Below are 11592 nucleotides of genomic sequence, written 5' to 3' on the forward strand. Positions count from 1 at the left end.
GCGCAACCGCCTCAACAGCTATTTTGCGTCGCCGCAGACGCTGAGCCCGAAGACCTATGCGATGGTGCATACGGCGGCGAGCGTGGAGTGGACCGTGGTGGCGAGTGAGATGGAGTCGCTGCAGCTCGAGTACACCTGGATTAAGGAGTTTTCGCCGCGCTTCAACATTGCGTTCCGCGACGATAAGTCGTACCCGTACCTGGCGATTACGGTCAATGACGTGTACCCGCGCGCGATGGTGACTCGCGGTGAGCGCCGTAAGGGCGTGCGCTATTTTGGGCCCTATTCGCAGGCGTGGGCGATTCGTGAAACCCTGGATGCGCTGCTGCGCGTGTTCCCGGTGCGTACCTGCACGAACGGCGTGTTTAACCGGGCGAAGAATAGCGGCCGCCCGTGCCTGCTCGGCTATATCGATAAGTGCGCGGCGCCGTGCGTGGGCAAGATTAGCCCCGAGGAGCACCGCGAGTTGGCGCGCGGGCTGACCCGGTTTATGGGTGGTGGCGCTGAGAAGCATATCGCCCAGTTGACCGCGGAAATGAAGGCCGCCGCAGCCGATATGGACTTTGAGCGCGCCGCGATTCTTCGTGACGATATTGCCGCGCTGACTAAGGCGTTTGAGCGCAACGCCGTGGTGCTCGGCGCGACCGTGGATGCCGACCTGTTCGCCTACGCTGAGGACGACCTGGAGGCATCCGTTCAGGTGTTCTTCGTGCGCGGCGGCAGGATTCGCGGCCAGCGCGGCTGGATCGTGGAGAAGGTCAACGACAGCACCGACGCGCAGCTCATTGAGCAGCTCATCGCGCAGGTGTACAGCGATATTGCGGCGAGCCTCGCCTCCCAGAAGGACGCCGAGAAGAGCCTGAACAGCTACGATATTCCGCGTTCCGTGCTGGTGCCGGTGGAGCCCGAGAATAAGGAGCAGCTGGCGTCCTGGCTGGCAGAGGTGCGCGGCGGCCCCGTGGAGATTAGCGTCCCGCAGCGCGGCGACAAGGCAGAACTCATGAAGACGGTTGCCGAGAATGCGCGCCAGTCGCTGACCCTGCACAAGAGCCGCCGTGCCGGTGATTTGACCACACGCAGCGCCTCCCTCGTGGAGCTGCAGGAAGCGCTGGAACTACCGGACCCGCTGCTGCGCATCGAGTGCTACGACATTTCGCATGTGCAGGGCACGAACGTGGTCGCCTCCATGGTTGTCTTTGAGGACGGCATGCCCGCAAAGAACGCCTACCGCACCTACAGCATTACCGGCGACGCCGCGCGTGACGATACCGCCAGTATGTACGACGTCATCACGCGCCGCTTCAAGAGGCACCTGGCGCAGCAGGCGGAACGTGAAGCTGCGCCCGTGCACTCCGGTGAGATTGACGCCTCCACGCCCGAGCCTGCGAAGTTCGCCTATCCTCCGAACCTGGTGCTCGTGGACGGCGGCCCGCCGCAGGTGGCTGCCGCCTCCGCCGCGCTGAGCGACCTGGGCATCACGGATGTGTACGTTGCCGGCATCGCTAAGCGCCTGGAGGAACTGTGGCTGCCGGACGACGACTACCCGGTCGTGTTGCCGCGCACCTCGCAGGCGCTGTACCTGGTGCAGCGCATCCGCGATGAGGCGCACCGTTTCGCTATCACCTTCCACCGTTCTAAGCGCGGTAAGGCGATGGTCGCCTCCGCCTTGGATGAGGTGCCCGGTCTGGGCGAGGTGAAGCGTTCCGCGCTGATTAAGCATTTCGGGTCGGTGGCTCAGATTAAGCAGGCGAGCGCTGAGGAACTGACGGCGGTGCCGGGTATTGGCCCGGCGTTGGCTCAGAAGATTCTGGCGGCGCTGACCTAATCCTCTGGCTGGCACTGGCCTAAGTGCCTGCTGGCGCTGAGTGAAGGCCCGCCCGGGGTGTGAATGCAACACCCCCGCCTCGTAATAGCGCTTAACAAACGTGTCATAATTGAAGGAAACCGTCATCATTACGAGCGCGCTATCTTCGCGCGCCCTCAACCAGTAGAGTGGAAACCGTGAGTAATAACCATCTGCGCCTGTTCACCAGCGAGTCGGTGACTGAAGGCCATCCCGATAAGATTTGTGACCAGATTTCTGACGCCATCCTTGACGGCATCATCGCCCAGGATCCCGCAGCGAACGTTGCTGTGGAGACCATGGTAACCACCGGGCAGGTGCACGTTGCGGGTGAGGTGACCACCTCCAGCTACGTCGAAATCCCCTCCATCGTGCGCGAGACCATTCTGGGTATCGGCTACGATTCCTCTACCCGCGGCTTTGACGGTGAGTTCTGCGGCGTGTCTGTCTCCATTGGCGAGCAGTCCCCGGACATTAACGCCGGCGTGTACGAGTCCCTCGAGGTTCGTCAGGGCATCGCTGCTGACGAGTACGACCGCCAGGGCGCGGGCGACCAGGGCATCATGTTCGGTTACGCTTCGAACGAGACCAACGTGCTGATGCCCGCCCCGATTTGGCTGGCGCACCGCCTCTCTGAGCGTCTGACCAAGGTCCGTAAGGACGGTCTGCTGACCGAGCTGCGCCCCGACGGCAAGACCCAGGTCACCCTCGGCTACGATTCGAACAACGTGCCCGTCTCCGTGGACACCGTGGTTGTTTCGAGCCAGCACACCGCAAGCTACGACCTGGCTGACCTGCGTGCAGACATTGAGAAGCACGTTATCGCCCCGGTCCTGGGCAGCGTTGAGCTGGATTCCTCCAACGCTAAGTTCATTGTGAACCCCGCCGGCCGCTTCGTTCAGGGTGGCCCCGTGGGTGACGCCGGTCTGACCGGCCGCAAGATTATTGTGGACACCTACGGCGGTTCGGCTCGTCACGGTGGTGGCGCGTTCTCCGGTAAGGACCCGTCGAAGGTGGACCGTTCCGCAGCGTACGCAATGCGTTGGGTTGCGAAGAACATTGTGGGTGCCGGTCTTGCTGACCGCGCCGAGGTTCAGGTTGCGTACGCTATCGGCCAGGCAGCGCCGGTCGGTCTGTACGTTGAAACCTTCGGCACCGAGAAGGTCGACCCGATTAAGATTGAGAAGGCTGTGCGTGAGGTCTTTGACCTGCGCCCGCTGGCAATCATTAACGAACTGGATCTGCGCCGCCCGATTTACAAGAAGACCGCAGCTCACGGCCACTTCGGCCGCACCGAGCCGGAATTCACCTGGGAGCGCCTGAACCGCGTGGATGCACTGCGTTCGGCAGTGTCCTCCTCCTAATATCTGTCAGGGTAGAGGAGCACGCTGATTCGGGTGACTCAGAGCAGTTCTGAATCGAACTCTTCAGCACCGTTGGGTGCTCAGCAGGAATCCCTGCAACAGCTTGACCTGTTGCAGGGATTTCCTGCTCTTCGTGATGCCCTGATTCCTGCCGCCCCAGAGCCGGTAAATGTTGCCGCTGAGCTGGAGGCGAGCGGCGTGCCGAACCCGGTGGCGCGTGTGCGCGTGGACAGCACCCTGCCGCAGGTGGACCGCACGTTTGATTACCGCGTGCCCGCCGAGTTGAGTGAGGATGCGGTGCCCGGCGCCCGCGTGCGCGTGCTGTTCAACGGTCACGAGATGACCGGCTACATTGAGGAGCGCGCCGCCACGACCGATTGGACGCGCACCTCGCTGCTGCCGCTCAAGTCGGTGCTGTCGCGTATGCCCGCTGTTGCGCCCGAAATTTTTGCGCTTGCTGAGGCGCTTGCCGACCGTTACGCCTCCACGGTGGCAAACGTGCTGCGCCTGGCGGTGCCGCCGCGCATTGCCGCGCTGGATAAGAAGTATGCGCCTCTTCTACCGGGTTATGAGTCGGCGTATCTGGGGGAATCTGTTCCCAATAGCATCCCGGAAAATGCGGGGGAGAAGCCGCAGGAAAACGCTCCCGAGCATGAAGCCCCTGAGCCTGCGGAATCTGGGCCTTCTGCCGCCTCCGCTATCTCCAGCACTGCCGACCCGTACGCGTGGCTTGCCACTCCCGGCGCGCCTGCGCCCTTCGTGCTGGACCCGCCGGCGCTGAACCCCGATGCGCCGGATGCCGCCTCCGTCTTCTCCGATTATGAGAACGGTGCGGAGTTCATCGAGGATGTCGCTGCCGGTGCCGCAACCCGCGCCGTGATGACGGTTCTGCCCGGCCACCTGGAGCACACGTGGGCGGATGTTTTGGCGACCGCTCTCGCGACCGCTGCCGCGAGTGGTCGCGGTGCTATTGCGGTGGTTCCGACCGCTAAGAACCTGGATCTTCTGGAGGCGGCGCTCGCCGAGCGTCTGCCCGCTGATTCGTTTGTGCGTTTGAGTTCTGATTCGACTCCGCATACTCGCTATCACGGTTTTGTGAAGGCGCGTTTGGGTCGGGTTCCGGTGGTGATTGGTACCCGTGCCGCCGCGTATGCGCCGGTGGCTAATCTGGGTTTGGTGGTGTGCTGGGATGACGGCGATTCTTCGCTGTTGGAGCAGCGCGCCCCGTATTGTCATGCCCGCGATGTGTTGCTTCTGCGTGCTTCTGCTGAGAATACTGCGGCGCTGTTTGCCGGGTTCAGTATGAGTAGTGAGGCGGCGCGTCTGGTACGTACCCGCTGGGCGTCTCATGGGCGTGCGCCGCGTGCGCTGGTGCGCGATTTTTCGCCGCGTATTTTTTCGACGGGTTCGGAGTTTGAGTTGGCGCGTGACCCGTTGGCGGCGATGGCGCGTATTCCGCACCTGGCGTTTGAGCATGCTCGTCGTGCGTTGGCGCGTGGCCCTGTGTTGGTGCAGGTGGCGCGTAGTGGCTATATTCCGTCGTTTTCGTGTGAGCGTTGCCGCATGCCGGCGCGTTGTGGCGAGTGTAGCGGGCCCCTGTCGGTGGCTTCGGGCTCGTCGGTTCCGTCGTGTTCGTGGTGCGGTCACCTGGCGCAGCAGTGGCGTTGTTCTGAGTGTGGTTTTACGCATTGGCGTTATTCGGCGGCGGGTGTGACTCGTACGGCTGAGGAGCTGGGTCGTGCGTTCCCGAATGTGCCGGTGATTTCTTCGGCGGGTGACCATGTGCGGGCATCGGTTGGTCCTGAGCCTGCGTTGGTGGTGGCGACTCCGGGTGCTGAGCCGGTGGCTTTTGGCGGCTATGCGGCGGCGCTTTTGTTGGATGCCGATAAGATGCTTCGTTTTGATTCGTTGCGTGCCCCGGAGGCGGCGTTGCGTCGCTGGTTGAATGCGGCGGCGTTGGTTCGCCCGGCGGCTCTTGAGGGTACGGTGGTGACGACTGCCTCGCCGTCGCCGGTGGAGCAGGCGCTGGTGCGTTGGGATCCGGCGTGGTTTGCTCGTCAGGAGCTGGAGGAGCGTGCTCAGACGGGTCTGCCTCCGGCGGTTCGTACGGCTGCGGTGACCGGTGCAGAGGCGGATGTTCGCGCCTTTATGGAGGAGTTCTTGGGCTCTTCTGCGCTACCAGAGCGTGTGCGTGAGCAGTTGCGTATTGTGGGTCCGGTTCCTCTGGATCAGGGCTATTTTGCCTGGTCGGAGTCTCTTGTCGAGGATTCTGAGGAGGCTCCGGTTCAGGGCGATTGGCGTACCCTGATGTTCTTCTCGTATGGCATTGCCCGGCAGGTGACCCGCGAGTTGCGTGCGACGCGTGCAACGATTGCGGCGTTGAAGAAGAACGTGGGGGAGCGGCCGGTTCAGATTCGTTGTGACGGCCTGGACGTGCTGTAATTTTCTAGTCGTGCTGTAGTGTTCTGGTGAGGGGTGTTGTTCGCCCCCGAAAGAGATACACAGGGCAGCGTCGATAATGCGTGCTGTGAGCGGGTTTGCGGGCGTGTTGTGCGCAGAGGCGAGGAGGTGAGAGGCATGCCGAAGGTGCCTCATCTGCTGAAGGGTAGTGCGCTGCCTGATGGTGAGCAGCGGCGGCTGGCGGAGTATGCTTCTGCGCATCCGAAGAGCGCCCTGCACCGTAAGGGTAAGCACCATGATGCGGCGGTGCTGCTGATTCACGGTATCGGCTACCAGAATCACGGCGAGACGCTCGCGTATTTTGGCAAGCCGGTGGCGCATAGCGTGCAGACCCTGTTGGCGCTGAACACGGGCGCGGATTCTGCTGCCCTTTCCTCTGCCGCCCCCTCGGAAGAGAACCCCGATGCGGAGGCTTCTGCGCGGGTTCGTGTTGAGCTGATTCCTGACGGCGATACCCTCCCGCCTGCCGCTGAGGTGAACCCGCTGAGCCACCACAGCGAGCTGACGTATTCGTTGACGATTGAGCGCACGGAGTACCCAGCCGACCCGGTTGAGGAGCCACCCGCGCCGGAAGGTGCCGGTTTTAATCGCTCTAGTTTTGAGTTGCCCAAGGTAGAACTGCCCAAGGTGGAGCTACCCAAGGTGGAGTTGCCCAAGGTTGAACTGCCCAAGGTGGAACTCCCTAAGATTGATCTGCCAAAATTGAGCTTCCCAAGGTAGAGCTCCCGAACATCGAACTACCGAACATCGAGCTACCCAATATTGAGCTACCCAATCTTGAATTTCCGCGCCTGCCTCAGCCGAAGCCGCGCCCGGTTCGCACGGTCACTCGCCGTAGCCTCCTCTTTCAGGAGGGCTTCTGGCGACCCAGGCATTACCGCCCGTTGAAGGAACATTTGCCCTGGTTGGCGTCGGTTTTGCCGCTGTTTTTGATGTTCTGCTTCTACTATGAGCGTCCCGGCGTAACCTGGCGTGAGCGTGCCGGGCACCTATTGCGTTCTACTGCTCGATTCATGAATGTGGCGCTGTGGCTGGTGCTGGCGGCGATGACTGTGATGACCTTCCGTGATGCTTTTGTGGCGTCCCTGGGCACTGCGCAGGGTGCGTTTACGGGTCTTGCGGCGGTGCTCGGCCTGGGTATTGTGGGCTGGGTTTTGGCTCGTCGTGCCCGTGAGCTGTGGGCGTTGGTGAAGGCTATTCCGACGCAGCTGATTCAGACGGCGACCAGCCCGGAGTCGCGCGATTTGGAGCGTATTTATGCGCGTCTGGACCGTCAGCTGGACGATTTGAGTTCCCGTAGCGATGCGGTGGGCATTATTGCCCATTCGCAGGGTGGGTATTTGAGCTATGAGTTGCTGCGTCGTCGTGCGGCGGCGGGTAAGAAGCCGATTCGTTTCTTCTACGGTCTGGGTAGTGGCGTGGTCCCGATTAGCATTATCGCTAGTGACCGCAACGACATTCCGGGGCACCTGGATGCTGCGGGCGGCTACCGTAACCGCGCCATGCTGCTGTGGGTGAGCGCGGTCGCGGCGTTCTCCTGGCTGGTGGAGGCGTCCCTGCTGTTTGGTCCGTACCGTTCGCTGCTGCACTATACGATGCTGATGCCCCTGGCGTTGAGCGTGGTGCCGCTGGTTGCGAGCGTGCCGGGTGCCTTCAAGGGCAGGGCGCGTATTGGCCGCAAGAGTGCACGGGAAAGCGCCTCCGCAACTACCTCCGCAAACACCCCGGCGGATGTGCGCCTGGTGAACCCGTACGGCACGCGCGCCTACGTGAAGTGGCTGATTCCGCTGCTCTTCGTGCACGGCGTTTTCATGCTGTACGCGGTGTTCATGCTACTGCTGGCTCAGTCGCGTGTTGAAGGTGCTGTCCCTGAGCTAACGCCCGCCTCCGTGGCGTTTTGGGGAGCGCTGATCCTGGTACTCATGATGTCGGTGCGTAGCGCCTGCCACCTGTATGTGCGCGCCTACGCGCCGATGTTGCAGGATCTTGATGTGGCTGACCGGTGCGAGATTTCCGCTCGTGGTGACAGCATTGGCAGGTCGAATATTACTCAGCCCGCTGATGTGGACGTCAGCTTTGTGACTCTGCCGGGCCCGTCGGTGAATAGTCACATGCAGTATTTTGATGCGTGCTCGCCGGTGCCGTTGATGCTTGCGCACCGCCTGGTGCCGCACATGATGCCGGAGGGTGAGCAGACGCAGAAGGCGGCGGCTTTCACCGATATTGGTGCGGAACTGAACTGCGGTTTTGCGCGCGTGAAGAAGCTGATGCGCACCATGCATTACGGGCTGTATGCGGTGCTTCTGCTGATGCTGTCGGTGCTGCTGAATGTGGCGTCGCCGGTGAGCCTGTCCGCGTTGACGGGGCTTGATACCTCGCGCCTGCATTCGGAGGGATTTGACCGTCTGGTGGCGGATGCTCAGCAGCTGCGCGAGCAGGCGGGTTCTTCGGATCTGCTGCTGTGGATTCTGGTCAGCATTTTTGTGGTGGAGGCGCTGCTGATGATGGTGCTTTCGCCGTGGACTCAGCGGCGTTTGCAGCGTGCGTTCATGATGCGCAAGGTGGACCGTACGGGTCAGCTGAGCGAGTTCAATCCTTTGCCGATGGTGACTGCTCTTCTGGGTCTTGACGGTGAGGATGAAGACGCTGAGGATGCAGAGGAACATAACCCCGCAGGGGAGAAAAAGCAGGAGAATAAAGCAGGGCAGAGCGCTGTAGTTTAGGGTGCTTAGGTGGTGCCGCTGGAAGGGCACCCCAGAATTTTTATGCATTCGTGTGCACCTAAGATTTGCTGGGGTTTGGGTGATTCTAATTGGCGTAGTCTCCGTATCCACGGTAATATATTCAGCACTGCGGATACTATTTCGGCGCTTGTCGAGGTGGTATTGGCGGTATCTATCACTCAACTCCGCGTGCGCTTCACAACCGCACGCACCTAAGAAAGATAAATACTGATGACTCAGACTCTCATCACCCCCGCCTACGAAAAAGCAGGCGGAGGTTCTGTTGTTGCACGCGCTAACCGCATTAGCCACCCCAATGTTGAACTACTCGCGGACATGACCGTGGCTCAGCGTAATGCAGTGTTCCGTTACCTGGCGCGTTTCCCCGACCTGGATGACGCAAAGATTTTCTACGCGTACGGTCACGCCTACGAGCTGGCTCGTAAGGACGCTGAACGCGGTCTCTACGCAACTATGGCGTAGCCTGCATAATTAGCTTTGGAAATGCTGCTGCACTCTTCGTGAGTGCGGCAGCATTTCTGCTTTTCGGGCTGGCTTTCACACTGGCTTTCACATTGGCTTTCGGGTGGGCTTTAGTTCGGTTGGGAACTCGGCGGTCGCATGCCGCTATGATGCCCCTGATTTCTTCCTGACAACCGGGTCTTCCTGACAATCGGGGCCGCGTCCACTATGGGGGCGTTCCCTGATGGTTCTTGAACATTGATTAGCTCTTGGGTAGTTTAGAGGTATCACAACCACTACTGCGAAGAGACTTCTGGTGATCTCCGTAGGTTCTTTTCGCGGTGTTGCCTCCGGTAGCGTCTGCATTGTTGCGGCGCTGCCCTAAGAAACGCCCTAAGGAAAGGTACTCACCGATGAGTTTCACCAATATCACCTCTGATTACGAGCCCGAGTTCGGTAGTTCGGCACCGAGCCGCGACAACGGCATTACTCACCCGGACCCTGTTCTGCTGTCCTCGATGACGAAGGCTCAGCGTGGCGCGGTGTGCCGCTACCTGGCTCGATTTGCTGAGCTGGATGACGCGAAGATTTTCTACGCGTACGGTCATGCGGATGAGCTGGCCGCGAAGGAAGCGGCTCGTACCGGTAGCTTTGCTACGGTCTAAGGATTTCTGCTCCGGTGTGATGCGGTGATGCTACGCCTTCCGGATGCGCCCTCAGGGTGCCCGAGCTCTGCGAGGGCGGGTTCCCTGCGTCGGCGCGGAGGAAGTGTGTAGCGAACCGCCGCTTGTAGACCTTTGCCGCAAGCCACCCTTGCACTCTCTTACCGCAAGCCGCATACGCCTACCGGCAACCACAAACTAAATACGAGAATGCCGCCGCACCCTCCCGAGAACCGGGGGAGTGCGGCGGCATTTCTGTTTTCGCTATGAGATGGAGCGTGTCGCTATTGGTCTTTGGTTGTGGGTTGACAAGGCTTTATGGCAGTTTTTGCTTCACATTTTTATATAATGAGTGAGGCTGACCGCAGGAGGTCAGCGACATGGTATGACGACACACATACATCTAGTTTCAAGGAGGAAGACTATGGCAGAAGAGCTGCCACAGAATTCATCAGGCTCTCAGGTTGCATCGAAAGATTCCGGTGTTATTGCTGGGGTTCAATCGTCTAACTCGACTGGGAAAAGTGCTACAGTGCAGAGTAATCAAAACTCTCAAGCACCAACCACCCAAAACAATCAGAATAATAAAAAATATGATTTAGGCGTCCTTTTCGTGCATGGAATTGGAAATCAGAAATCAGGGGATACTTTTAGCGCAATATATCCTTCAATTAGAGATGAATTTAATTCTGATAGCTATCTTAAATACAGGGAAGTCTCAAGACCTTCGAATGGGTCAACTGAAGCCGTTGGTGAAATATATTATGGAAATATAGTTAAGAATGTAATTTTCCGAGAATCAAACTGGAATAAAAAGTGTCCAAGTCCTGTAAATATAGTGAGTAAAAGAACAAACTTAGTTCTCCTAAAAGAGTGGATTGCGAACAAGGTCGGCCGCACTCGCATAGGTGCTTTGCTGATTGGGTTGATTCGCCTAGCCTTAAATGTTGCAAATTGTTTTTTATTGCTTCTGTATTTTTTGGGAATGAGGATTGTTTCGTCTAGAGTCTATAACTTTATATTTTCTTTGAGTGCCTTTTTTCTGTTCTTATTTTTAGGAGATAAATTAATTTCCATTTTTTCAAATTTTCAAAAAATTACCCCAGAAGATAGGGTTTCCCTTTATTTTAGTGTTATATTATTGTTTTCACCAATATTTCTGTTCTTTATTATATGGTCAAGATGGGATAGGTGGTTGGAGCATAAAATATGGGTCTCAATTTTCATGATTGTATTCATTATTTTGTTATTTATGGTGCGAAATATGGAAATTTTATGGATGATAGCTGCAGGGGTGTCAATCGTAATTCTGGGTATATTTGTTTCACTCACTATTCTTTTTCCTTTCCTTGAGTGGGAAAGAATTGAGCCATTGTGGGAACAGATTAACGATTCAGCTGATTATGTTAGGACAGGGTCTGAATTTGAATATTTACAGGTTGTAGAGTCAGACATTAAAAACTTGATGAATGAGAGTGATAAAGTCATTGTTGTTGCTCATTCTATGGGTGAATATCTTACGTATAAATCTCTTAAGAGGAATATCGCGAATATAGACTGCGAAGAAGTTCAGCTTATTGGGGTTGGCGGAGGTCTTGGGCTCGTTTCCCTGATGGGTTCTCTTAGAGCAAGTAATGGGAAAGGTGAGTACTCGATTGCAAAGTCAGCGCTTCTTTCCTTGGGCGCAGCACTTCAGGTATTTATCATTTTGGGTGGATTTACTATCGCTGCCCTAGGTTTAGTATCTGACATTTATAGGTCTCTACCCTTGCTTGCCGGAAATATAACACTGGATTTTTATTTTGGATCAGATATTCCAGATCCTTATATTCCACTTGAAACATCAAGCCGGGTTTTTAATATAATCTATCACGGTGTATTTTTTGTTATATTTCTTGCTATCGGATTTTTTACGGAGAAAATTATTAGCATTGATGTTATTGGTGATAATAGGCTGAAATTCTTTAAATACTCTCACTTTTTGGATCCGGTGGGAAACTCTGCTGTATTTTACTACGGAAAGATAGTAGATAAGGCAATTACTCCGAATAGCTCGTTTGCTAATTCGATTCGGAGCT

8 protein-coding genes are annotated in these 11592 nt (G+C 57.5%); all 8 read left to right on the plus strand.

What is annotated here, in order from left to right; all coding sequences use genetic code 11:
• A partial coding sequence (gene uvrC / locus HXO69_RS07640; protein ID WP_296546314.1) for an excinuclease ABC subunit UvrC occupies positions 1 to 1825 on the plus strand: 1825 nt, incomplete at its 5' end.
• Positions 1826 to 2001: 176 nt separating this feature from the next.
• Positions 2002 to 3207, plus strand: coding sequence for a methionine adenosyltransferase (metK, locus tag HXO69_RS07645; RefSeq protein ID WP_005506182.1), 1206 nt, complete (start codon positions 2002 to 2004; stop codon positions 3205 to 3207).
• A 33-nt stretch (positions 3208 to 3240) separates the two neighbouring features.
• Positions 3241 to 5649 (plus strand): primosomal protein N', encoded by a 2409-nt coding sequence (locus tag HXO69_RS07650; protein ID WP_296546316.1) that lies wholly within the window; start codon positions 3241 to 3243, stop codon positions 5647 to 5649.
• Between the two features lie 135 nt (positions 5650 to 5784).
• The gene (locus HXO69_RS07655) at positions 5785 to 6387 is read left to right on the plus strand and encodes a hypothetical protein (RefSeq protein WP_296546318.1); all 603 of its coding nucleotides are present in this window, start codon (positions 5785 to 5787) and stop codon (positions 6385 to 6387) included.
• A 176-nt stretch (positions 6388 to 6563) separates the two neighbouring features.
• Entirely contained in the window at positions 6564 to 8390 is a 1827-nt protein-coding gene (locus HXO69_RS07660; RefSeq protein ID WP_296546319.1) for an aconitase, read from the plus strand.
• Positions 8391 to 8621: 231 nt separating this feature from the next.
• The gene (locus HXO69_RS07665) at positions 8622 to 8873 is read left to right on the plus strand and encodes a DNA mismatch repair protein (RefSeq protein WP_200963079.1); all 252 of its coding nucleotides are present in this window, start codon (positions 8622 to 8624) and stop codon (positions 8871 to 8873) included.
• Between the two features lie 392 nt (positions 8874 to 9265).
• Positions 9266 to 9517 carry a hypothetical protein gene (locus HXO69_RS07670; RefSeq protein ID WP_049346313.1) on the plus strand — a complete coding sequence of 84 codons (252 nt, stop codon included), beginning with the start codon at positions 9266 to 9268 and terminating at the stop codon, positions 9515 to 9517.
• 421 nt (positions 9518 to 9938) lie between these two features.
• A partial coding sequence (locus tag HXO69_RS07675) for a hypothetical protein (RefSeq protein WP_296546321.1) occupies positions 9939 to 11592 on the plus strand: 1654 nt, incomplete at its 3' end.

The organism is Rothia sp. (in: high G+C Gram-positive bacteria) (assembly GCF_015265375.1).
GTDB lineage: Bacteria > Actinomycetota > Actinomycetes > Actinomycetales > Micrococcaceae > Rothia.